The following is a 23,291-nucleotide window of genomic DNA, read 5'->3' as shown; positions in this document are numbered from 1 at the left end:
CTGAACGCGCCGTCCCCCTTTTCAGGAGAGGCAGATGGGGATCGGCACGCTCATTACCATGCTTGTCGCAACGCTCGCCGTCCTCGGCGGGCTGGCGACCCGGGAAGAATACAGCCTGTTCCTGCCGGGGCTGCTGCAGGGCGCGGTTCTGACGATCGAGATCGCCATGCTCGGCTCGCTGCTCGCCGTGATCATGGGCGTGCTTGCCGCGCTGGGGCGTTTGTACGGCCCGGCGCCGCTGCGCTGGCTGGCGACCGTCTATGTCGAGATTTTTCGCGGCACGTCGGCGCTGGTGCAATTGTTCTGGCTGTTTTTCGTGCTGCCGCAATTCGGCGTCACGCTCGACGCGTTTCTCGTGGCCGTCCTGGCGCTCGGCCTGAATGTCGGGGCCTACGGGTCGGAAGTGGTGCGTGGCGCAATCCAGTCGGTCTCGCGTGGCCAGTGGGAAAGCTGCATCGCGTTGAACATGAGCCGCGCCCAGATGCTGCGCAGGGTCATCCTGCCGCAGGCCTTCGTTGCCATGATCCCGCCCTGGGGCAATCTGTTCATCGAACTCCTGAAATCGACCGCGCTGGTCTCGCTGATCACGCTTTCGGACCTCGCCTTCAAGGCGCAGCAGATGAACCAGAACACGTTCAAGACCATCCCTATCTTCACCCTCGTGCTCCTGATGTATCTCGCCATGTCGCTGGTCCTCACCATAGGCATGCGGCTTCTCGAACGGCGCGCCTCGCTCGGAATGGCGCGGGGGCGGGCGGCATGATCTGGGATTGGGCCTTTGCCTTCGAGATCGTGCCAACGCTGGCGCGCGCGGCGATCGTCACAATCGAGGCGACGCTGCTCGGTTTCGCCATCGCCGCATCGCTCGGCCTGGTGCTGGCGGTGGTACGCATCGCCGTGCCGTGGACCGGCTGGACGATCTCGGTGCTGGTCGAGCTGATCCGCTCGACGCCGCTGCTGGTCCAGATATTCTTCCTGTATTTCGTCTTTCCGAAATTCGGCGTGGTGCTCGACGCCTTCACCGCCGGCGTGCTTGCCATCGGCATCCACTACGCGGCCTATTGCTCGGAAGTCTACCGCGCCGGTTTCGACAACATCCATCGCGGCCAGTGGGAAGCCTCGATCGCGCTCAACCTGTCGTCATGGACGACCTTCCGCGACATCATCATCCCGCAAGCCATCCCGCCGATCGTGCCGGCCCTCGGAAACTATCTCGTTGCGCTGTTCAAGGAGACGCCGCTGCTGTCGGCGATCGCCGTGCTGGAGCTGATGCAGACGGCAAAAATCATCGGCTCCGAGACGTTCCGCTACACCGAACCGATCACGCTGGTCGGCCTGTTCTTTCTCGCCATGAGCCTGGTTTCGGCCGCGCTCATCCGCGGCCTGGAGCGCCTGCTCAATCGGAGACCTTCGCGATGACCGGACAACCGATGGTCCGTTTCGACAATGTGTCGAAACGTTATGGCACGTTCACCGTCCTCGACGGGCTCAATCTCGATATTGCGCGCGGCGAGAAGGTTTCCGTCATCGGTCCGTCCGGGTCGGGCAAGACCACCGTGCTGCGCATGCTGATGACGCTGGAGACGATCAATGACGGCGTCATCTGGGTCGAGGGCGAGCCCCTCACCCATATGGAGCGCAACGGCAAACTGGTGCCGGCCGACCTTGCCCATATCCGGAAAATCCGGGCGAAGATCGGCATGGTGTTCCAGTCGTTCAATCTCTTCCCGCATATGACGGCGATGGCTAACTGCATCGAGGCGCCGATGACGGTGCTGGGCATGAAGAAGAAGGAAGCCGAAGAGCGGGCCGCCCAACTCCTCGACATGGTCGGCCTCTCGCAGAAGAAGGGACATTATCCCGCGCAGCTTTCCGGCGGCCAGCAGCAGCGCGTGGCGATCGCCCGGGCGCTCGCCATGCGGCCAAAAATCATGCTGTTCGACGAGGTCACCTCGGCGCTCGATCCGGAGCTTGTCGGCGAAGTGCTGCAGGTGATACGGCAGATCGGACGCGAGCACGATCTCACCATGCTGATGGTCACGCACCAGATGGGTTTTGCCAAGGAGTTCTCCGACCGGGTCTGCTTCTTCTACCAGGGCAAGATCTGCGAGCAGGGACCGCCGGAAGAACTCTTCAGCGCGCCGAAGAACGAACGGACGCGGCAGTTCCTGCATGCGGTCCTGGAGGCCGGATGACGCTTGAGGCGGACAGCGCGACCAGGACGGAGACCGTGGCAGCGCCACGCCCGCCTTCGGCACGGGAACGCTCCGAGCGTATCTACAGGATCCTGCGCGACCGCATCTGCCTGCTCGACTATCTTCCGGGAAGCCATCTTTCCGAGGAAGAGCTGGCCCAGGAGTTCCAGATCAGCCGCACGCCGCTCCGCCGCGTCCTGACGCGGCTGGAATCGGAAGGCCTGGTTCAATCGGTGCATGGCGTAGGCACCATCGTGACCGATGTCGACATCGAGGAGCTGCAGCAGGTCTATCATCTACGCCTGGAACTGGTCCTGCTGGTCGGCAAGCTCTCGCCGATCCCGCGCACGGCGGCCGATCTCGACCGCATTCGTGCCCTGATCAAGCGGTGCGACACTGCTCTGCGCGATGCCGATCAGCGCACCTTCCTGCGCCTGAACATGGATTTTTTCCTGGAAATGAACGCGATGACCGGCAACCAGCCGCTACGCGAGATCAGCGAAAGGCTGTATTTCCAGGTGGCGCGCGTCGTGCTGAAGATGATGCCGCAGCTCGGCCTCGTCGAGGAGTTCACTGCCTTCCGCCGCGAGATGGAGGAGGTCCTTGCCGCGGCGGAGATCGGCGACTGGGACTCGATCGGCCATATCAGGCGGGCGCATATCTCCATGAGTTTTCGCCGCATGATGCGTCACGCGGGCCACTCCGGCGATGGTGAAGACGACCGCTGAACAAGACGGCCATTGGCGGCGCCGGTGAAGATCCGCTTGGGCCTGGATTCCCACTGACCGTTCGACGGGCAAACATGATGCTATCCATGTTTGCCGTCCTGCCTCGCCCTATGGGCGCTAAGGCGTGCTCAGGCGGCGGCCAATACCAGACGCGGGCGAAGATGTGCGCCGCGCAAGAAACAGCCAACAAGGTTACGGCGTCTCCTTGACGCAGCAAGAAGCAGAACCGTTGGGCAAGTCGGCACGACGCCCTGTCGTCGTGCCGCTTGATGTCAACCGGCTGACCGAAGCGGTCGTTTGCTACTGAATGCCGGTGAAACCGTGATTGGCCACGTTGGTTCGGTGAGTGCCGCGCAGCCGCAGAGCTGCCAGGATTGCCGTCTGGCTCTCCTCCACGAGCACCTCGCCGTTGCAATGCGTGACGATGGTTCGATCGCCATGGTCGCGCAACGCCACGAGATGTTTCGAGTTCAAGCTGACGGGATGCCCGTCAGTCGCTGTAAGCCGTATCCACATGCCAGTTCCCCCTATTGCCCCGTACCGATCATGACCCCGGACGGTCGCAACAGCAATTAAAAAGGACATGCCGTGAGTTCATCGTGAAACATGCGGAACAAAAATGGCGGAATCGACAGGGACAGAAGCGGAATCGAGACATTTCGGTGTCCTGCAGCGGGCCGCCTGAGAACTGAGCGACCGTTTTGGTATCATCTTCTGACGGGCCGCCTCATGGGCCTCCATCGCGTGATCCCCGAGCGTGACGCAGATCATCATTGCGCCCCCAGCTTGCCGCCGTAGATCTCCGCTTCGTGGAGAAGGAATTTTGGCCTGCAAATCATCTTACCGCGGGCCAGCAAGCGGGTGCCGCATCTGGCCTTCCCTCAGCGCGGTTCCCAGTTCGGCGACAAGGCGATCCACCAGTTCCTGCCATTCGGTCCTTCTGGCTTCATGAACTGCAGCCGGGGTTTCCGGAACGCGGGCAAGGGCCAGTTCCGCCTCGGCGAGTTCCTCGCATATGTCGCAGAAAACTTCGCTGTGGCTCATCAATTTGCGGATCGCAAATTCGGCGTTCGGAAACCGACGCGTAGCCGCCGAGAATGCCCGTTCCCTGACTACCGGTCTGTTTTCTGCTCCCACACGCACCATCCTCCAGACACCAGCCTTTGAATCCCCCAGACCCGCGCGACGGCCTTTTGCGCGATCGCATTTTCGATTCGATAGTCCTCTCGCAGCCGACCAGGTGCGACGTTCGATTCGCCAGACTAGATCGGCGTTCGATCGCCGCCCTGCCCGCTCACTCGGATCAGAAATTAACGACAAGCCCAAAGATCGGACCTTGCTGGACGACATCGAAGACAAAGCCATCGTCGCTGTAGTCGACGCCGAGTGCCCGATATCCCGCCACCATGGAAAAACGATCGTTGAAGCGATAGCCCAAACCCGCCGCGACATCCCAGTCGACATCGGCCCCACCGGCGCCGACCAGCCCCCAACCGGTCAGATAGATTTCCGGCGTGAAATAGTAGTTACCCCGGACACCGACCAGCCCGTCCACCCAGGTCGCACCGTCGCTGGGGGAGCGGCCGTCCAGAATGCCGCCATCAAAGGAAATGTCGGTGTCGACCGACCAGACGCGAACGCCGCCAACCACATCCAACCGACCGGAAGGACCGTCGAGGATCGCGTAGCCCGCGCCCAGTAGCCCGGCGAACGTCTCCGACGTCACATCGACACTGTCCGCCAGGATACCCCTTGGTGTGTCGGCGCCGGACGATATCTTCGAATAGATGATATCGCCGAAGATACTGTAGCGGTCGTACCGCGCCTCGCCGATCGCCATGGCGGCAAAGTCCAGGTCATCGAAAATATCGCCGAAGCTGAAATCGATATCGACGGGCGGGAGGCCGAACACACCCGTCTCGCCAGAGAGGCCGGCTGCCCAGAAGTAGGGAGCTACCGTAAACGTCCATCCCGATTCGGTCGTCGTCGTCTTGGCTTCAGGGGTCATCGGCGAAACGGCGTCGGCGGCACTCGCGGCGGAGACGAGGAGGCTCCCCCACAGAAGGCTGCATGCGATAGCGGCTTTCATTGTCCTGTCTCCAATCTGTGATTCCATCCGCAATCGTATAACGACCATCCGTCCGCGCAAGTTACGCGCACACGGTTGCCTAGGACCAGCAGATGCATGTAAATTACGTGGTCTAAACCCGGTCGCCGAACAGAAATGCGCAGACAGCGGTTATCATGCTGTCAACACATGGGGGTGTGTTGTGGTCCAGGCGGAACCATCCGCGCTGAGGGAATTCGATCCCCCCGTTGAGGATTGTCGCAGCCAACTTCAGCGGATTTTGAAAAGCTCCGACTTCGACGCCACCGCCCGCGAGCAGCGCTTCCTCGGTTATGTCGTCGAGGAGACGCTGTCCGGGCGCGCTAACCGGATCAAGGCCTATTCGATCGCCGTGGAGGTTTTCGGCCGCGACGCTTCCTTCGACCCGCAGACCGATCCGATCGTCCGCATCGAGGCTGGCCACCTGCGCCGGTCGCTGGAGCGGTACTATCTGACCGCCGGCCAGTCCGACCCGATCCTGATAACCATCCCGAAGGGCGCCTACGTCCCCACATTTTCGTCGCGACCGCGTCCGGTCGCCGTCGAGATCACGCCGCCGCCCGTTCCGGAAACAGTGGAACGTCCCAAGCCCGCGCGGTGGAGCAATGCATCGTGGCTGACCGTGATTCTCGCCGCGCTTGTCGCGGCGCTGGCCGTTCTGGCGTTCGAGTTGGTGCCGGTAAATCTGCGCGCGACCGCGCCGGAAATACCGCGATTGCTCGTCGAGCCGTTCGAGGATCTGTCGGGAACGGAAATGTCCGCTGCGGTGGCGAGTGGGCTGACGCAGGAGGTCATCGGCCACCTCGCCAAATTCAAGGACATCGTCGTCATCGAATCGACCGAACCGGGCACAGCCGCCGAGCAGCCAAGATTCGTCCTCGCCGGAAGTGTCAGCCTGTTGGCGGACGCGTTCCGTCTGCGCGTCAGGTTGATCAATCGCAGCAACGGCTCGGTGCTGTGGGCGAACAGCTATGACGGCGGCATGGATGTCGGCAAACTGCTTCAAGCCCAGGCCGATATCGCCCGCAACGTCGCGACAAGCCTGGCCCAGACCTATGGCGTTATCTTCCAGGCCGACGCCGCGATCCATGCCGACAACCCGCCGGACGACTGGGCCGCCTATTCCTGTACGCTTTCCTACTATGCATATCGAACGGATCTCGACGCGAAGGCCTATCCGGCGGTGCGCGCCTGCCTGGAGAAGGCGGTGGAACGCTTCCCGAACTATGCGACGGGTTGGGGGCTCCTGTCGCAGACCTACATCGACGGGATTCGGTTCCGCTTTCCATTCGACGCCTCGTCAGCCGCCTCGATCGAGCGCGCGCTTGCCGCGGCAAGGCGGGCCGTGAGCCTCGACCCGCTCAACATCCGCGGCCTGCAAGCGGAAATGATCGCACTCTATCTCGGCGGCGAGATCGACGCGGCGCTGGCCGTGGGCAAGCAAGCCATGGCCATAAACCCGAACGACACCGAACTCGTTGGCGAGTACGGATACCGGCTGGCGCTGTCCGGAAACTGGGACGAAGGATGCCCCCTGGTGGCGGAAGTGCGCGAACGCAATCCGGGGCCGCTCTCCTACTACGAGTCGGCGCTCGCGCTTTGCTCCTATTTCCGCGGCGACAATGCGCAGGCGGCAATGTGGATCAGGAAGGTGAGCGCCCCCGGCAACGCGAATTATCATGCGATCGCGGCCGCGATCTTCGGCGAAGGAGGTCATAAGGCCGAAGCAGACCGAGAACGCGCCTGGCTCGAACAGAACGCGCCGGGGCTGATCGAGAATGCGAGGAAAGAAATCTCGATGCGCTTCGCAAACCCCGAGAATGTGGCGTTTTTCATCGCTTCGCTAAGGAAAGCCGGCTTGGACATCCCCGATTGAGGGTGCCGCCCGACTGACCACGATCTCCCCGTAGGATACAGTTACTTACCTTCCGTGCCCGCCGCCAATGCCCCAACGTCACTCCAGGCAACGATATTGCTTGTGGAACGCGTCGGGAGAAAAACATGACGACACGACGGAAACTTTTGCTGACCGCTTCCGCTCTCGCGGCAACGGCCGGCGTGCTGAACACACGAGATGCGCTGGCGGCCGATACGATAGCGGATTTTCTGTTCGTCCAGACCGCCGACGCGATGAGCTTCGACAAGGCGACGAGCAAACTGACGCTGGAAGGCGTCGGCGGAACGACGCTGTTCTTTTCGGATCGCCCGGAACGGGTCGCCGGCAACATGAAGACGGCCGCCTTCATCCCGTTCTGGAGCAAGGGAAAGGACAGCTTCCTTTCCGATCCGCCGAATGCCGACCTTTCGATCCTGGAAGGAGGCGAACTCCGGCAGGTGGTGGTCGTCCTGGAGCAGCCGGAACTGAATGGCGACAAGCTCAGCTATACGGTGAAGGTGGTCAGCGGTGAAATGCCCGAAAAGGGAACCGACGTTTCTGTCTTCATCGACATCATCGGCATGCCCCTGACGCCCGTGTCCTATGCCGGCGTCGCGAGACGCTCGTTCAGGCGCGCGGTCATGTACTAGCGGCCGGAAGGGATCGGCGGCAGACAACGATCCGCTGCGACGCCAACGTCCAGACAAACACGTAACACCAACGCAACTGAGGGAGCCATCAATGGCGAGACGACTTAACATATTTGCAGGAGCGGTGCTGATGGCCGCTTTCGGCGCAATGGGCGTCGCCCAGGCGCAGACCATAAGCTTCGCCGACGCCGCGACAGTGCTGGCCAAGGACTGCGGAGCGGACATCAAGAAACTCTGCAGCGGCGTCAATCTCGGCAACAATCAGATCCAGAGCTGCCTAGAACGTCATCAGGCGAAGGTCTCGCCGACCTGCACGTCGACGCTGGCCAGCGTCACCGCCTCAATTGAACAAAGGCTGGCGGCGCAAGCCGTCGTGTTCAAGGTGTGCGGCGGCGACGCGGCGACAATATGCAAGGGGGTCAAGGGCGAGGCACATATCCTCCAGTGCCTCATCAAGACCACACGTATAGACGGCGGCAAGTGCAACCAGGCGATAACCGATGCCGGTTGGCGCTGAGCAGGACCGCAAGAGGAGAACCGAAATGTCCCTTCGTCGAATTCTTGCCGGCTTGACGCTGGCCGTTACCGTCTTCGCCGGTTCCGCCGAGGCTCAGCAACTCAGCGACCACCAATTGATCGCCAGCCTTGGCAAGGTCAAGGGAGCCGCCCCGGTCGTCGACGTCGCTATCCTGTTGCAGGAAGCGAATGCCAATGTCGGAAAAGGCGTCGCCGGCCTGCCGCACTGGAACCAGCTTGCACAACTTCCGCAGTTTGCGGTCGAGATCGATTTCGAGAACGATTCGATTGCCATCGAGCCGAAATCCTATCGCACCATCGGGCTGATCGCGGACGCGCTCCACCATCCGCTGCTGCGCCACTACAAGTTCCTGGTCGTCGGGCACACCAGCGCCACCGGCAGCGCGCAGCACAATCTCGAGCTCAGCATGAAGCGCGCCGACGCCATCATGGAGGCCTTAGCGACCACATTCGCGGTGCCGGCGAATCACCTGGTCGCGGTCGGCGTGGGGCAGGAGTTGCCGCTCGCGTCCACCGACCCGAAAGCGGCGGTCAACCGGCGGGTCCAGTTGATCAATCTCGGGCTGGCGGAGTAATCAGCCACGCCGAAACGAACGGGCTTGGCGAAGAGATCGAGACATGAGCGGCAGGTGCTTTCCTGCCGCCATGTTGTTTCTCGGCAGGCATGTCAGTTCGTTCGTTTGTCATGGTCCTTTGTTGGTCGTTGGGCTATGACTTGCAGCAGACGAGCACCGCGCCTGCGACGGCTGTCTCGAAAAGTAGCGCGTACGGGGATAGTGGGACGACGATGAGCCGGTACTGGCCTTTCCATGCTCGAATTGTCGCGTGTGTCCTGCTTGTCGGGGGTCTGCAACTTTCCGGCTGCGCCGACCGTCCGAAGGGCGTGCTGACGCCGGTGGCCGAAACCGAACCCTCCGCCAGCAAGGTGGAGATGATCGTGACGACGACCCGCAGCCACGCGGCCAACCCCGGGGAGATGTTCAGCGGGGAGCGCGCGCCCACCGCGGCCTTCGCGGAAATCACGGTCTCGATCCCGCCGAACAATGTCCGCAAGGTCGGCGAGGTGGCCTGGCCGAAGAAATTGCCGCCCAATCCCGCAACCGATTTTGCCGTCATCAAGGCTGCTGAAGTCGATCGCAAAGGAGCGGAAGTCTGGCTGAACAACGCCGTTGCAAAGAGCCCGGATCGTAGCGTGCTGGTCTTCATCCACGGCTTCAACAACCGCTTCGAGGATTCGGTCTATCGCTTCGCGCAGATCGTCAACGACTCCGGTGCGCACAGCGTCCCTGTGCTGGTCACCTGGCCGTCGCGCGGCAGCCTGCTCGCCTATGGCTACGACCGCGAAAGCACCAATTACACGCGCAACGCCCTCGAAAACCTGTTCCAGTATCTTGCGAAGGATCCGAAAATCAAGGAAGTCAACGTGCTGGCGCATTCGATGGGGAACTGGCTGGCGCTGGAATCGCTGCGGCAGATGGCGATCCGCAACGGCCGCCTGCCGCCGAAATTCAAGAACGTCATGCTGGCCGCGCCGGATGTCGACGTCGACGTCTTCCGCTCGCAGATCGTCGACATGGGCGACCCGCATCCGCAATTCACGCTGTTCGTCTCGCGTGATGACCGCGCCCTTGCCGTGTCGAAGCGCGTCTGGGGCAACGTCTCGCGGCTGGGCGCCATCGATCCCACGCAGGAGCCCTACAAGACCGAACTCAGCGACAATAAGATAACCGTAGTCGACCTTACCGATATCAAGGCCGGCGACGATCTTCATCACAGCAAGTTCGCGGAATCTCCTCAGATCGTGGAACTCATCGGCACCCGCCTGTCGAGCGGACAGACGCTGACGGACAATCGGGTCGGGCTGGGCGATTCGATCGTGGCGGCGACGGCGGGCGCGGCGGCGGCGGCCGGAACCGCGGCGGGCCTGGCGATTTCCGCCCCTGTCGCCGTCCTCGACCAGAACACCCGCGAAAATTACGCCAATCACGTGGATTCACTGGGCATAGATACTCCGACCGGAATCGCCGGCAACAAGGCGCCGAGCAGGAATTGCGACGGAACGGACAGCCAGCGAAAAGCCGGCTGCAACCGATAGGGCGTTCCGCCGCGAGCGGGGTAAGCGACGGCCACGCCTGTCCGGTGGACGCCGCCTCGGGGCTGACTGCTCGACCAACGCTGCAAGTTGTCCCGGCGAAGCCGAAGACAACCGCCAGCTTGACCGCAAAGCCGTAACCGTAGGATTGTTGGCGCTTGGGGCGGGGACAACCTCAAAGCGTGGCATGTCGAGCGGCAACAGGATCAATTCACCGACCCATACCCCATCCGATCCGCAATACCCCCATGAGTGCCGCTTTGCGCTCGAGCCATCGATCAGCCGCCTTATCGAAATGGCTGTCGAGGCCGGGTGGGAGCGAAATCATGTCGCGTTGTCGATCGTGATGCTTGCCTCCGCCGTCGCGCCCGACGATGGCGCTGACATTCGGCAGTAAAACCCGCGGATTTGAATCAAATCCACGTGTGGATATTGAGGTTTTGGCCACGTCCGATTCGTAGACGAGGATTGCGGGCGGCGATCAGGAGGTGCCTATGAGAAGCGATTTTTCCGCCGCGCGGCTGCATTTGGATCGGGCGTACCACTACCTGCGGGGTAACGACGAAGCGAGCCGCAAAATGTGCGAGAAACTCGACGTGCTGCTGGAATCCGTCATAGCCGCTGAGTTCGCGAAGCCCACTGCGCAAGTGGTTCAATTGTCACCGCAACAGATCGGCGGTGTTCGCCGCAGGGCCAGAGAATAAGATCTTACCGTTGTGGATGCCGGCTTCCGCGCGTCTTTTGTCGATTGGCATTTACGTTGGCATAACCCTGCCCCACTATCGTGACGTGAAGCCTGAACACAGGGATGGGACTGCGGATGAAAAAGCGAATTCTCAGGACATCGGCGATGACGGTGGCGTTGGCCGCCCTTTGCGGCGGCGCGGGCGCGGCCGGCATGGGAGACGCTCAGGGTGCATGGGTGATGACCGGCACGATGCAATGCAGCGACGTCTTCAAGCTGGCAGGAAAGAACGTCGAATTCATTGATCGTGATTCGTCCACCAGCACCGGCCTCATCATCGAGGGCAAGAAGGTCATCGCACCTCAGGCAACGTGCACGGTCGAGCGGGTGAAATCGGAGAAGGATCACTTCACCGCGCTGCTCGAATGTGCCGACTCGCTCATGTTCAGCAGCACGTCGGTGTCCTTCAAGCTGTTGCCGGACGGCACGCTGGAACGCTCCGATCCGTCGTTTCCGGACGTAACCTATACCTATGCGAAATGTGAAGCTTCCGATCTGAAGTAGCACGGCTTGCAGCGGACGCCGGACCGCGTCGCCGTCAGCGTTTCAACGGCAAGGTGGTGACTTCTGCGGCGATCGGATAACGCTCCGGTCCGTAGTGACTTTGCAGGTCATTCTGGGGGACGGCATGGGGTTGCAGGTTCTCGTGGCGGGTGCCGGGCCGGTCGGCCTGACGATGGCGTCGGAGCTGGTGCGCTTTGGCATATCGGTGCGCGTGGTCGACAAGGCGGCGCAGCGCACCGACAGGTCGAAGGCGCTGGTGCTTTGGCCGCGCACGCTGGAACTGCTCCAGCAATTGGCGCCGGTCGACGATTTCCTCGCCGCAGGCCAGAAGGTCGTCACGGCCAACATGTGGTCGGGCAGCGCCTCAATTGCCCACATCCGCCTCGATGTCGTCGACACACCCTATCCCTATGCGCTGATGGTGCCGCAATCCGAGACGGAGCGGGTTTTGGGAGAGCGGCTCGAAAGCCTCGGCATCACGGTGGAGCGCCAGGTCGAGCTGGTGCGGTTCGAAGAGACAGGCGAAAAGGTCGTCTCGGTGCTGCGGCACCCGGACGGCCGCGAGGAAACCGTCGAGAGCGACTGGCTGGCCGGGTGCGATGGCGCGCACAGTACGGTCCGCCATGGGCTCGGCCTGGAGTTCCAGGGCAATACGATCCAGAACGATTTCGTGCTGGCCGACATCCATGTTTCGGGGATGCGCAACGATCCTCCCGAGTTGAATATCCATCTGCACCGCGAAGGCGTGCTCGTATTCTTCCCGATCACGGCCAACCGCTACCGGGTCATCGCCGATCTGGGCGAAGCAAAGGGGCCAAAGCCCGCAGATCCGACCTTGCAGCAGATCCAGGAAATCACTGACCGGCGCGGGCCGGGTGGCATTACCGTGTCCGACCCGATCTGGCTGTCGGCCTTCCGGATCAACGAACGCAAGGTGCGCGACTATCGCAGGGGCCGCGTCTTCCTCGCCGGCGACGCCGCCCATGTGCACAGCCCCGCCGGCGGCCAGGGCATGAACACCGGCATGCAGGACGCCTTCAACCTCGCCTGGAAACTGGCGCTGGTCTGCCGGGATATATGCAGCCCCGATGCACTTCTGGACAGCTATTCGAGCGAGCGCAGTGCGATCGGCGACCAGGTGCTTGCCGATGCGGGCCGGCTGACGGCCATCGCGACACTGCGCAACCCCATCCTGCAGACGATGCGCAACACGGTCGGCCATATGCTGCTCGGCCTGAGGCCGCTGCGCGAGGCGATGGCGGAGAAGCTGACGGAAGTGTCGATCGGCTATCCCGGCAGTCCGCTCAACGGGCCGGATACCGGCGGCCATGGCGGGCCGGGACCGGGCGAACGTATCCCGCCGGCGGCGGATGGCGCCCGCTGGACTGTCGGCGATGCACCGCGCTTCACGCTGTTCGCGGAAGCCGGAGAGGATGCCAACCGGCTGTGCCGGGAGTTTCCGGACCTGCTCGATCCCAAGGTGCGGCCGACACTGCATGACGGCGGATTGTGGCTTGCCCGGCCTGACGGCTACCTCGCCGCGGCTACCCGCGAGGGCAACATCGCGGTGCTGGCCGACTATCTTCGCGCGCTGCGGCCGGACGCGAGATAAAGCCCGGCAATCTTCATTCAGGTGATCGAGTAGCCGCCGTCGACGACCAGCGTCGTGCCGGTGATGAAGGACGCGACCGGCGAGCACAGAAACAGCACCGCACCGGCAATATCCTGCGGCTTGCCCCAGCGCTTCAGCGGAGTGCGCGCCAGGATCGGGCCGGAGCGGGCCGGATCGTCGCGCAACGCTGCGGTCAGCGGCGTCTCGATCCATCCCGGCGCGACAGCGTTCACCCGGATCGGGTCGCCGGCATAGGCGATGGCCAGCGATTTGGTGAGCTGCGAGATGCCGCCCTTGCTCGCCGCGTAGCCCGGCACGAGGCCTCCGCCGAAGATCGACAGCATCGAGGCGAGGTTGACGATGGCGCCCTGCCCCGACCGCGCCAGGAGCATCCGGGCAGCGGCGCAGACCCGCATCGTGCCGCCGAGATTGATGTCGACCACCTGGTCGAACACTTTTGGGTCGAGCTCCTCGCCGCGCCGGATGATGCCGGCGCAGTTCACGACGATGTCGAGTTCGCCCAGTCCACTCACGAGCGCCTTGACGGCCTCGTCATCGCGCACGTCGAGTTTTTTCAGCGACGCTCCGCTCAAATCGGCGTCGTCGGCCAGCACGTCGATTTCGGCCTGCGCCACGCCGGTCGCGGTCACAGTCGCACCGGCGCGCAGGAAGGCGCGCGCCACACCCGCGCCGATACCCGACGTACCGCCGGTCACCAGCACGCTCCTGCCGGTAAACCAGCCGGACGCCCATTGGTAATCCGCGTCAGCCTCGCTCATGGTGCCGTCCTCGGCCATTTCCGCTCAACGGACAAACTGGTCGACATAGTCGGCTCCCAGCCCGACGCTTTCGTAATGCGCGCGGCACATGTCGATCTTGGTGAACACGTCCTCATAGCCGACGTGCTTGTTGTTCTCGTCGAGATAGACCATCGAGCCGGTGATGTTGAAGAAGGTGATCATCTCGGAGCAGTCCTCCGGCACCAGCAGCGTATGGATCTCGCCCGGCGGCTCGAACACATAGGAGCCCGTCTCGGCGATCCAGTCGTGCTCGCGATAATGCCACCTTCCCTTGATGACATAGCCGTGCACCGGGTTGGGATGCAGGTGCCGCGACAGAACTCCGGCGCGGCGCACACGCAACAGGTTGCACCACTGGCCCTGCAGCGTGTTGAGCATCAGCGGCCGGAACCACACGCGGTCGGCCTGCGGCACCCAGACCCGCTCGTCGTCCGGCTCGGCCTTCACCGCGATCTCGGGCGGGGCAAGCCGATGCGCCGACCCCGCCATGTTCTTGTACATACCTCGTCTCCCTGATGTGAGCGATCAAGGTGCCGGATGCGCGGGCCGGCGGCAACCCGCAGCCTGGATCACGCCTTGTCCTGCGCGTTGCGCCAGGCGATGTATTCGTCCTGCACCGCCGCCGTCAGCGGGTAATATTTGCGCAGGTCGCCGCCCTGCGACAGGCGGAAACGCGAGAACTCCTCCCACTCGGCATGCTCGCTCGCCCGCTCGATGAGTTCGGGCGCCAGCGCAACGGGCACCACTACCGCGCCATCGTCATCGGCGACGATGATGTCGCCGGGCATGACCAGCGCGCCGCCGCAGGCGACCGGCACATTGACCGCGAAGGGAATGAGGCTGGTCTGCGCGTGGTAGTTTGGCGTCACGCCTTTCACCCAGATGCCGAGGTCGAGTTCCCTAGCTTTTGCCGAATCGCGGATGCAGCCGTCGACGACGACGCCGGCGCCCTTGCGGCCGGCAAAGAAGGTCAGCATCATCTCGCCAAAGATGCCGCTCGCCATGTCGCCGCGCGCGTCGACCACCACCATGTCGCCGGCCTGTGCGGGATAGAGCACGTGGCGGTGCAGTTGCAGCTCCGGATTGTCGTATTCGTTGGCGCCGTAAAGGTCCTCGCGCTTCGGCATCATCTGCAGCGTCAGCGCCGGGCCGGCCACGGAGCGGCCGGATTTGAGCGGCATCGGCCCGTGGATATGCGGGTCGCGGATGCCCATCAGGCTGAGCTCACTGCTGGCGGTGGCGGTGCCGATGGCGGCAAGCGCGTCGGAGAGATGGCGGGGCGGGCGGACGATGTCCTTGATATCTGAGGGGGATTGCACGGAAGAACCTCGATGTTGGAGTAAGATGGTTGGGCGCGGCCGGTTTCAGGTCGTCGCGATACGCTGGCCGGCAGCGTCGAACAGGTGCAGATGCTCCGGCGACATCGACACGAGCAGCGTCTCGCCGGGCTTCTGGCGAATGCGCTCGCGGAACACGCCGACGATGTCGTGGCCGGCCAGCCGCATCAGCACCTGCGTCTCGGAACCCATCGGCTCCACCGTCAGGATCTCGGCCGCCAGCCCGTTCGTATCGAGCGAAAGATGCTCCGGCCGCACGCCGAGGCTGATCGTCTCGCCTTCGTGCCGACCTCCGAGCGACGGGACGGCTATCGCCACACCGGCAGCGGGAACGAAGCGGCCCTCGACGATCCTGCCCTTCAGCACATTCATGGCCGGCGAGCCGATGAAGCCGGCGACGAACAGGTTTGCCGGAAAATCGTAGAGCTCCAATGGCGTGCCGACCTGCTCGACGATGCCGTCATGCATGACGACGATGCGATCTGCCATGGTCATCGCCTCGATCTGGTCATGGGTGACATAGACGGTGGTGGTCTTCAGCCGCTGGTGGTTCTGCTTGATTTCCGAACGCATCTGCACCCTGAGCTTTGCGTCGAGGTTGGACAGCGGCTCGTCGAACAGAAAGACCTTCGGATTGCGCACCATGGCGCGGCCCATGGCGACGCGCTGGCGCTGGCCGCCGGAAAGCTGGCGCGGATAGCGCTTCAGGTAGTTTTCTAGGCTGAGCATCTGCGCCGCCTTCGCCACGCGCTGGCGGATCTCCTCCTTCGGCGCGCGGGCGAGTTTTAGCGAAAAACCCATGTTCTGCTCGACCGTCATGTGCGGATAGAGCGCGTAGCTCTGGAACACCATGGCGATATCGCGTTCCTTGGGCTGGACGGCATTGACCACTCGCCCGTCGATGGCGATCTCGCCCGAACTGATGTCCTCCAGCCCCGCCAGCATGCGCAGCAAGGTCGACTTGCCGCAGCCGGACGGGCCGACGAGCACGACGAACTCGCCGTCGGTGATGTCGACCGAAACCCCGTGCAGCACTTCCACGGCGCCATAGGCTTTTCGGGCGTCCCTGATCGATACTGATCCCACTGATGATCTCCAGATTGAAGGAATCAATCGTCCCAGCGCGGCGATTTTGCCGGGTTGATACGGCGGTCGCCCCGGTTCAGGGCGCGGACCTGGTCCATCTCGGCGTCGGTCAGGCGAACACCGAGAGCGGCGAAGTTCGCTTCCAGATTGGCTTTGCTGGACGAGGCGGGAATGACGACGTGGCCCTCGCCCATCAGGAAGGCCAGCGCCGCGGCGGCGGCGCTGACGCCATGCGCCTTGCCGATCGCCGCCAGCACCGGGTCGTCATGCACCTTGCCCTTGACCAGCGGCTGGTAGGCGGTGAGCGTCAGCCGGCGCGAGCGCGCATAGTCGCGCAGCTTTGGTGTCTGCATGTAGGGATGGATCTCCACCTGGTCGGTGGCGATGGCGTCGTCGCCGAGCAGCGCGCGGGTCCGTTCCAGGTCGGCGATGGGGAAATTCGAGACGCCGATATGTTTCGTAAACCCCTTCGCCTTCGCTTCAGCGAGCGCCAGCATGTAGTCCTCGAACGGCACAAAATCGTGCTGCGACGGCCAGTGGATCAGCAGCAGGTCGACCCGGTCTATGCCAAGCGTTTCCAGGCTCTTCTCGACGCTCGGCATGAAGCTCGCTCTGTCGAGATTGGTGTCAGCGACCTTGGTGGTGACGAAAAAGTCGCCGCGCGGCAGGCCGGAGCGGCGGATCGCAGCGCCGACGCTGCTCTCGGTGTCATAGCTTTGCGCGGTGTCGATATGCCGGTAGCCGACCTCGATGGCGGTCAGCAGCGCTTCGATGCCGGCTTCGCCGGTTCGGCCGAACGTGCCGAGGCCGAGTTGCGGGATTGGAGAGTTGTAGGTCATAAAAAATTTCCTTGATCAGCCTTTGGTGGCGCCGGCGGTCAGCCCGCCGATGAAAAGACGCTGCATGGACAGGAACAGCAGCGCGATGGGCAGCGTCATCACCACCGAGGCCGCCATGACCGCCCCCCAGTCGGTGTTGAACTCGGTCGAGAACTCGGCAAGGCCGATCGGCAGTGTCTTCACCGAGGAATCGGTGGCGAAGCACAGCGCGAAGATGAACTCGTTCCAGGTGGTGACGAAGGCATAGACCAGCACCGAGACGATGCCCGGCAGCGACAGCGGCAGGGTGATGCGCAGCAGGCAGCCGAGCCGGCTCGCCCCGTCGATGATCGCCGCCTCCTCAAGCTCGACCGGGATCGCCTTGAAATAGCTGGTCAGCATCCACACCGACAGCGGCAGGGTGATGATCATGTAGACGAGGATCAGGCCCCAGTAGGTGTTGACCAGTCCGAGCACGCGCAGCGTGACGAACAGCGGCACGATGATCGCCGCGGTCGGCAGCAGTTGGCCGACCAGCACGAAGGATTGCAGCAGCGGCTTGCCCTTGAAGTTGAAGCGGGCGAAGCCGTAGGAGGCGAACACCGCAAGCACCAGCGCCAGCGCGGTTGCGCCGATCGAGATCACCAGGCTGTTGAGGAAATAGCGCGGGATGTTCGATTCGAACAAAACCTTGCGGTAGTTGTCGAGCGTCGGCATTTCCGGCCACCAGATCGGCGGGATCGTATAGAGCTCGCGCAGCGTCTTCACCGACGACAGCGCCATCCACCAGAACGGGAACAGGCAGACCACGACCACCAGCAGCGAGCCGATGACGATCAACGGCCGCGAAAGGCCGGGTCGCTTCAGGGTTTCCGCCTTGGCGTTCATGGCTGGTCACCGCTGGAGGCGAGGGTTTTGATGTAGACGAACACCACCACGATCGCGACGCCGAAGAACATCACCGAAAGTGCCGCCGCCTGGTTGAACTGCACGCCCTCGAACGCGGTGCGGAAGATCTGGATCGGCGTGATCAGCGTGCGGTTGGCCGGCCCGCCCCTGGTGATGGCGTAGATGATGGTGATGTGATTCAGCGCCCAGATCACCAGCAGCAGGGTGACGGCGACGATCACCATGCGTACCTGCGGCAGCATCACATACCAGACCTCTTCCCAGAAACTCGCGCCGTCGATGCGCGCCGCCTCGTAGAGGTCGTTGGGGATGGATTGCAGGCCCGCCAGCACCATGATGGCGACGAAGGGGAACATCTTCCAGACATTGATGGCGATCATCACTGGCATGACGGTACTGCCATTGGTCAGCCAGCCGACCGGCTCGTCGATGACGCCGGGCGCCGTCAGCATGTAGTTGATGATGCCGAACTCGGTGTGCAACATCCACGCCCAGGTGGTCGCCGCGACGATGCCCGGCACGACCCACGGAACAAGCGTGACCGAACGCACCAGCGCCCTGCCCCTGAAATTCTGATTGAGCAGGATGGCCGTCAGCACGCCGAGCACAACCTGGAAGACGATCGAGCCGAACACCCACCACAGCGTGTTCCAGAAGGCGATGGGCGTGGCGCGCGCGGCCAGGATGCGCCGGAAATTCTCCAGCCCGACATATTCGCCCTGGTTATCCGTCACGCTGAGCAGCGCTGTATAGGCGACCGGATAGGCGATCAGCATCGCCAGCAGCAGAAGCGCCGGCAACACGAACAGATAGCCTGTCGATTGTCTCTGCATTCGTGGGTGCTTCCCGCGTGAAGGCAGCGCCCCGGTGGCCAAAAAATGCCGCCGGGGCACCGGGGAGGAGCGCTCTGGTTACAGCAGCGACTCGATTTCCGCGGCGGCGCCGTCCATGGCCTTCTGCACGTCCTCGTCACCGAGCAGGATGCGCTGGATGCCGTCGAAATAGGCCTGGCTGATCTGCACCCAGTTCGGATGCGCCGGCACCGGACGGCCGTAGGGCAGCATCTCCTTGAACACCTGCAGGATCGGATCGTTGAAGCGCTCCGCCTTCATGGCCGAGATGCGCGCCGGGAACGTGTCGGTCAGCACTGCCTGGTTCTCGGATTCGGCGAGGAAGGAGATCAAGGTCTTGGCGTCGTCGGGGTTCTTGGCCGAGGATGGCACGACGAGGCTCCAGCCACCGAGGATCGCGGCGGTCTTGCCGCCTTCCGGATGCGGGATCGCCATCACCCCGACATCGATCTTATCGTTCTCCTTGCGGATCGACGGAACATCGAACTGGCCCGACTGATACATCGACACCTTTTCGGCGATGAACAGGCGGCGGTTGGCCGTGCCGTCATTTTCCAGCGTCGAGGCAGGCGACAGCTTCTTCTTGAAGAAGTCGGTGTAGAAGGTCACCGCCTTGACGCTCTCGGGCGTGTTGACCAGCACCGTCTTGCCGTCGTTGGAGATGATGCCGCCGCCGACCATCCACATGAACGGCAGCGAGCGGAATATGGTGTTGCCGACCTCACCGCCGCCGGTGATGGCGAAGCCCGACTTGCCGTTGACTGACAGTTTTTCGGCGGCCGCGACCAGCTCGTCCCATGTCTGCGGCGGCTTGTTCGGATCGAGACCGGCAGCGGTGAAGTCGCCCTTGTTGAAAATCACCGCATGCGTCTCGATGCGGTAGGGGATGCCCCAGAGCTTATTGTCCCAGGTAACGTATTGGAGCGCGGCCGGGATATAATCCTCGCGGTCCTTCAGCACGTCGTCCAGCGGCAGCACCAGCTTGTTCTGCGCGTAGCCGTTCACCCAGCCATGCTGCACGTCAACAATATCGGGCGCCGCACCCGACTGCAGCGCGGTCAGCACGCGCTGCGGCAGGCCGTCCGTGGTGGTGATCTCCAGCTTCACCGTGATGTCGGGATGCGCCGCCTGGAATTTCTCCACCAGCGTCTTGGCCCGCGCCTCATTAAAATTCGGCGTCCACCAGGTCACCTCGCCGGCGAATGCCATGCCGGCCGAAAGCGCTGCGATGGCCGCGCTCAGCAATGCTGTCGTCTTCAGTCTCATCGTCATTTCCTCCCATGCGACACAAGCGTCGCGCCCGGCCCGCCGGCCGGATCGTCGTCACCGCCCCACGGCGGCGATTGCAGGATTGCGGACAGGTGCCGGGCGCGTCGCCGACAGCGCGGCGGCATGCACCACCAGCGCCTTCATGTAGCCGACCGTATAGGCATGTCCGGCGTGCCACGGCGCGGCGCAGTCGAGGTCCGGCACGTGATCGGGCACCAGCACGCCGTCAAAACCCTCCTCATGCAGCACCCGCACGATCTCGGCCATGTCGACGTCGCCATCGTCGACGAAGGTCTCGACATAGTTCGGCACCTTGCCACGCACATTGCGGAAATGGACGTAGGCGATGGCGCCCGCGCGGGCGAAGCGGCGGGTCGTTTCATAAATGTCGCCATCGCGCATCTCGGCCAGCGAGCCGACGCAATATTCCAGCGCGTTGGCTGGGCTCGGCGCGATGGCCAGCAGCCGATCGTATTTGGCATGGCTGTTGACCAGCCGCGCCGTACCGCGCAGCCGCTCCACCGGCGGATCGTCTGGATGCGCGGCGAGCCGCACGCCCGCCTCCTCCGCCACCGGCACGAGTTCATGCAGGAACCATTCCAGCCGCGCCCACAGCGTCGCCTCGTCCACCGTCTGCGCAGCCGCGCCCGCCACCGCATGGCGGTAGCGCATGTTGCCCACTATTCCGTCCGGCAGCGGGCTGTCGATGTCGATCTCGTCGGCGGCGAACACGGCGGTCACAGCGTTTCCGCGCGCTATCGGCTTGCGCTGCCAGCCCCAGACGCCGGCCAGCGAGAAATTGTAGCCGATGACCGGGATGCCGGCACGGCCGGCATCGCGCACCAGCGCCTTCATCGCCTCCATCTGCTCCAGCTTGCGCGGCCCGTCGAGCAGGATGTCGGACCAGAAATTCGGCGAGATATTCTCCATCGCCGCAATGCTCAGCCCATGGCGGTCAAGCATGGCGACCATGCCGGCCATATAGTCGTAGCTCCACAGCGGCGCGTCGATGCACTCGCCGTTGATCGGGCCGACACCACCCGCGAGATAGGCCGAGCTGTCGGCGTTGCGCGTGTAGTTGGTGAGATGGACGACCACGTCGCGCACGCCGAGCTGGGCGGCAAAACGCGCGCCCTGTTCGCTCAGCGAAGCGCCATGCAGAGAAAGTCCGACCCGCAACGCCATCCTCCGTCCGTCTCCTCCCGATTGACGCCGGCTCTTTGTCCTTCAGTTCACATTTGAACTCTGTCAATTCTATGGATAACTATGATGGCAATGACCCTGCCTGTCAACCGCGCAGTTGCGGTGGTAATGTTTTGTGGGAATTTCGATACGCCGCCTGCCTGGAAGACCGTTTGAGAACCGGCTGGCGGTGTGGATTGCAATGACACCTTGGGGACCGGAAAGCATGGCGATCAAGCAGATGCATAACGTGGGAATCGTCGTCGAGGACCTCGCCGCGACGATCGATTTCTTTCGCGAACTCGGCCTCGAACTCGAAGGGCAAGCCATGATCGAAGGAGAATGGGCGGGACGCGTCACCGGACTGGGCGATCAGCATGTCGAGATCGCCATGACGCGCACACCGGACGGCCATAGCCGGCTCGAACTCTCCCGCTTTATTAGGCCGGCGGTCGTCGCGGATCATCGCAACGCCCCGGTCAACGCTTTGGGCTATCTCCGCGTCATGTTCGCTGTGGACGACATCGACGACACGCTAAAACGGCTCCGCGCATGCGGCGCCGAGCTCGTCGGCGAAGTCGTCAGGTACGAAGACGCGTATCGGCTCTGCTACATACGCGGGCCGGAAGGACTTCTCATCGGACTCGCCCAGGAACTCGGGTGAGGGGATCGCGGCCGACCAGCACCCGCTCAAGTTCCTCGAGCGCCGACACCATCGTTTTGGTCTTCCACTCCAGCGTCGCCTCGCCGACTCCCTCGATACCGTCGTCCGTGTAGAGTTCACAAAAACAAAATTGGTGCGCGAGACATTCGCGATGAACACCTTTTGGGCGACGATCTTCATTTCGCACCTTCGGTGGCGTTCTCGGCAAAAGCCTCTTCCAGCATGGCGCGATAGTCCTCCGCCGAGGCGGCGCGTGGATTGGTGGCATGGCTGTGGTCGGCCAGCGCCCGCTCGATCACCCAGTCGAAATGCGCGCGCGAGACGCCCATCGCGGCAAGGCCGGGCGGCAGGCTGAAGCGCCGGTTGAGGGCTTCCAGCTCGGCCGCCAGATCGGCATCCGCCGGCAATCCCATCGTCGCCTTCAGCCGCGCCAGCTTGTCGCCGACATCGGTGGCGTTGAAGCGCACCACGATCGGCATCAGGATCGCGTTCAGCGTGCCGTGATGCAGCTTCAAATCCTTCAGCCCGCCCAGCGCATGGCTCAGCGAATGCACGGCGCCCAGCCCCTTCTGGAACGACAGGCCGCCATGCAGCGCGCCCATCATCACCTCGCCACGCGCCGCGAGGTCGGACCCGTCGACGAAGGCTTTCGGCAGGTTTCGCCAGAGCCGCCCGGCGCCATCCAGCGCGATCGCCTCGGCGGGCGGGTTCAGGCGCGGCGAAAACAGTGTCTCGATGCAATGCGACAGCGCATCGAGACCGGTCGCAGCGGTGAGGTAGGGCGGCAGCCCCAGCGTCAGTTCGGGGTCGCAGATGGCGCGGCGCGGAATAAGAAACGGACTGATGAAGCCGAGCTTGCGTCCATCGTCCAGCGTCAGCAACGAGGCGCGGCCGACCTCCGCGCCGGTTCCCGCCGTCGTCGGGATGGCAATCACCGGCGCGACGTTTGCCGAGATGCGCTCGATGCCGCCATAGATGGCCGCATATTGCTCCAGCGGCCCGGCATGCGCCGCCAGCAGCGCCACGCCCTTGGCGAGGTCGATCGGCGATCCGCCGCCTAGCGCGACGATCCCATCGCACTCTTGCGCGCGGTAGACATCGAGCGCCGCCTGCACGGCGCTTTCGGGCGGGTTGGTCGGCGTGTCGAGAAAGACCGGTGCGCCGGTGGGCAGCATTGTAGTCACGGAGCCGACGAGGCCCGAGGCGGCAAGTCCATGGTCGGAGATCAGCAGCGGCCGCGCGATCTTCAGTTCGGCCAGCGCCGCCGGCAGCAACTTCAGTTCGCCCGGTCCGAAATCGATTGCCGTCAGATAGGTGATGCGCGCCATG

General features: G+C 63.4%; 26 protein-coding genes. 13 read left to right on the top strand and 13 right to left on the bottom strand.

Going from position 1 to position 23,291, the window contains the following annotated elements:
• The first annotated feature begins 34 nt into the window (after positions 1–34).
• From ehuC to ACH196_RS09440, 4 genes are read left to right on the top strand one after another with little or no spacing between them, the layout of a single operon-like run.
• The gene (gene ehuC / locus ACH196_RS09455; RefSeq protein WP_396646630.1) at positions 35–763 is read left to right on the top strand and encodes an ectoine/hydroxyectoine ABC transporter permease subunit EhuC; all 729 of its coding nucleotides are present in this window, start codon (positions 35–37) and stop codon (positions 761–763) included.
• Positions 760–1,419 (top strand): ectoine/hydroxyectoine ABC transporter permease subunit EhuD, encoded by a 660-nt coding sequence (gene ehuD, locus ACH196_RS09450; protein ID WP_396646629.1) that lies wholly within the window; start codon positions 760–762, stop codon positions 1,417–1,419. The genes ehuC and ehuD overlap by 4 nt, the downstream gene beginning before the upstream one ends.
• Positions 1,416–2,195, top strand: coding sequence for an ectoine/hydroxyectoine ABC transporter ATP-binding protein EhuA (gene ehuA / locus ACH196_RS09445; protein WP_396646628.1), 780 nt, complete (start codon positions 1,416–1,418; stop codon positions 2,193–2,195). Before ehuD ends, ehuA begins: the two co-directional genes overlap by 4 nt.
• Entirely contained in the window at positions 2,192–2,923 is a 732-nt protein-coding gene (locus ACH196_RS09440; RefSeq protein WP_396646627.1) for a GntR family transcriptional regulator, read from the top strand. The genes ehuA and ACH196_RS09440 overlap by 4 nt, the downstream gene beginning before the upstream one ends.
• A 300-nt stretch (positions 2,924–3,223) precedes the next feature.
• Here ACH196_RS09440 and ACH196_RS09435 read toward each other — a convergent pair whose 3' ends face one another.
• The 3 genes from ACH196_RS09435 to ACH196_RS09425 form a co-directional block, all read right to left on the bottom strand.
• The gene (locus tag ACH196_RS09435) at positions 3,224–3,439 is read right to left on the bottom strand and encodes a hypothetical protein (protein WP_396646626.1); all 216 of its coding nucleotides are present in this window, start codon (positions 3,437–3,439) and stop codon (positions 3,224–3,226) included.
• A gap of 324 nt (positions 3,440–3,763) precedes the next feature.
• Positions 3,764–4,069 carry a hypothetical protein gene (locus tag ACH196_RS09430; protein ID WP_396646646.1) on the bottom strand — a complete coding sequence of 102 codons (306 nt, stop codon included), beginning with the start codon at positions 4,067–4,069 and terminating at the stop codon, positions 3,764–3,766.
• A 157-nt stretch (positions 4,070–4,226) separates the two neighbouring features.
• Positions 4,227–5,012, bottom strand: coding sequence for a hypothetical protein (locus ACH196_RS09425; RefSeq protein WP_396646625.1), 786 nt, complete (start codon positions 5,010–5,012; stop codon positions 4,227–4,229).
• A 259-nt stretch (positions 5,013–5,271) separates the two neighbouring features.
• Here ACH196_RS09425 and ACH196_RS09420 point away from each other — a divergent pair, with 259 nt between their 5' ends.
• The 8 genes from ACH196_RS09420 (at position 5,272) to ACH196_RS09385 (ending at position 13,046) form a co-directional block, all read left to right on the top strand.
• Entirely contained in the window at positions 5,272–6,906 is a 1,635-nt protein-coding gene (locus ACH196_RS09420) for a hypothetical protein (RefSeq protein WP_396646624.1), read from the top strand.
• Positions 6,907–7,031: 125 nt separating this feature from the next.
• Positions 7,032–7,556 (top strand): hypothetical protein, encoded by a 525-nt coding sequence (locus tag ACH196_RS09415; protein ID WP_396646623.1) that lies wholly within the window; start codon positions 7,032–7,034, stop codon positions 7,554–7,556.
• Positions 7,557–7,647: 91 nt separating this feature from the next.
• Complete coding sequence (locus tag ACH196_RS09410; RefSeq protein ID WP_396646622.1) at positions 7,648–8,073, top strand: cysteine rich repeat-containing protein; 426 nt, start codon at positions 7,648–7,650, stop codon at positions 8,071–8,073.
• Positions 8,074–8,098: 25 nt separating this feature from the next.
• The gene (locus ACH196_RS09405) at positions 8,099–8,668 is read left to right on the top strand and encodes an OmpA family protein (RefSeq protein WP_396646621.1); all 570 of its coding nucleotides are present in this window, start codon (positions 8,099–8,101) and stop codon (positions 8,666–8,668) included.
• A gap of 212 nt (positions 8,669–8,880) precedes the next feature.
• Positions 8,881–10,188 (top strand): alpha/beta hydrolase, encoded by a 1,308-nt coding sequence (locus ACH196_RS09400; RefSeq protein WP_396646620.1) that lies wholly within the window; start codon positions 8,881–8,883, stop codon positions 10,186–10,188.
• A 491-nt stretch (positions 10,189–10,679) separates the two neighbouring features.
• A complete protein-coding gene (locus tag ACH196_RS09395) occupies positions 10,680–10,889 on the top strand; it encodes a hypothetical protein (protein WP_396646619.1) in 210 nt (69 codons plus the stop codon).
• 116 nt (positions 10,890–11,005) lie between these two features.
• Positions 11,006–11,434: a hypothetical protein gene (locus ACH196_RS09390; RefSeq protein WP_396646618.1), complete on the top strand. Its 429-nt coding sequence runs from the start codon at positions 11,006–11,008 to the stop codon at positions 11,432–11,434.
• 124 nt (positions 11,435–11,558) lie between these two features.
• Complete coding sequence (locus ACH196_RS09385) at positions 11,559–13,046, top strand: FAD-dependent monooxygenase (protein WP_396646617.1); 1,488 nt, start codon at positions 11,559–11,561, stop codon at positions 13,044–13,046.
• A 17-nt stretch (positions 13,047–13,063) separates the two neighbouring features.
• On the opposite strand, the gene ACH196_RS09380 is transcribed toward ACH196_RS09385, so the two are convergent.
• The 9 genes from ACH196_RS09380 to ACH196_RS09340 all read right to left on the bottom strand — a co-directional run bounded on the left by ACH196_RS09380 (position 13,064) and on the right by ACH196_RS09340 (position 21,301).
• Positions 13,064–13,825: an SDR family NAD(P)-dependent oxidoreductase gene (locus ACH196_RS09380; protein WP_396646616.1), complete on the bottom strand. Its 762-nt coding sequence runs from the start codon at positions 13,823–13,825 to the stop codon at positions 13,064–13,066.
• 24 nt (positions 13,826–13,849) lie between these two features.
• Positions 13,850–14,347 (bottom strand): 2,4'-dihydroxyacetophenone dioxygenase family protein, encoded by a 498-nt coding sequence (locus ACH196_RS09375; RefSeq protein ID WP_396646615.1) that lies wholly within the window; start codon positions 14,345–14,347, stop codon positions 13,850–13,852.
• A gap of 68 nt (positions 14,348–14,415) precedes the next feature.
• Positions 14,416–15,165, bottom strand: coding sequence for a ribonuclease activity regulator RraA (locus tag ACH196_RS09370; RefSeq protein ID WP_396646614.1), 750 nt, complete (start codon positions 15,163–15,165; stop codon positions 14,416–14,418).
• Between the two features lie 45 nt (positions 15,166–15,210).
• Positions 15,211–16,269, bottom strand: coding sequence for an ABC transporter ATP-binding protein (locus ACH196_RS09365; RefSeq protein ID WP_396646613.1), 1,059 nt, complete (start codon positions 16,267–16,269; stop codon positions 15,211–15,213).
• 23 nt (positions 16,270–16,292) lie between these two features.
• Complete coding sequence (locus tag ACH196_RS09360) at positions 16,293–17,108, bottom strand: aldo/keto reductase (protein WP_396646612.1); 816 nt, start codon at positions 17,106–17,108, stop codon at positions 16,293–16,295.
• Positions 17,109–17,123: 15 nt separating this feature from the next.
• Complete coding sequence (locus ACH196_RS09355; RefSeq protein ID WP_396646611.1) at positions 17,124–17,975, bottom strand: carbohydrate ABC transporter permease; 852 nt, start codon at positions 17,973–17,975, stop codon at positions 17,124–17,126.
• Positions 17,972–18,829: a carbohydrate ABC transporter permease gene (locus tag ACH196_RS09350; RefSeq protein WP_396646610.1), complete on the bottom strand. Its 858-nt coding sequence runs from the start codon at positions 18,827–18,829 to the stop codon at positions 17,972–17,974. Before ACH196_RS09350 ends, ACH196_RS09355 begins: the two co-directional genes overlap by 4 nt.
• A gap of 78 nt (positions 18,830–18,907) precedes the next feature.
• A complete protein-coding gene (locus tag ACH196_RS09345; RefSeq protein ID WP_396646609.1) occupies positions 18,908–20,113 on the bottom strand; it encodes an ABC transporter substrate-binding protein in 1,206 nt (401 codons plus the stop codon).
• 57 nt (positions 20,114–20,170) lie between these two features.
• Positions 20,171–21,301, bottom strand: coding sequence for a mannonate dehydratase (locus tag ACH196_RS09340; protein WP_396646608.1), 1,131 nt, complete (start codon positions 21,299–21,301; stop codon positions 20,171–20,173).
• 223 nt (positions 21,302–21,524) lie between these two features.
• Between ACH196_RS09340 and ACH196_RS09335 the strand changes: the two genes are divergently transcribed.
• Positions 21,525–21,962 (top strand): VOC family protein, encoded by a 438-nt coding sequence (locus tag ACH196_RS09335; RefSeq protein WP_396646607.1) that lies wholly within the window; start codon positions 21,525–21,527, stop codon positions 21,960–21,962.
• A gap of 176 nt (positions 21,963–22,138) precedes the next feature.
• Here the strand turns inward: ACH196_RS09335 and ACH196_RS09330 are convergent, their stop codons facing one another.
• A complete protein-coding gene (locus ACH196_RS09330; protein WP_396646606.1) occupies positions 22,139–23,290 on the bottom strand; it encodes an iron-containing alcohol dehydrogenase in 1,152 nt (383 codons plus the stop codon).
• Between the last annotated feature and the right edge of the window lies 1 nt (position 23,291).

The organism is Mesorhizobium sp. IMUNJ 23232, from assembly GCF_044326205.1.
GTDB lineage: Bacteria > Pseudomonadota > Alphaproteobacteria > Rhizobiales > Rhizobiaceae > Kumtagia.
The sequence above is the reverse complement of the archived record's forward strand: the minus strand, read 5'-3'. Positions and strand labels throughout refer to the sequence as shown.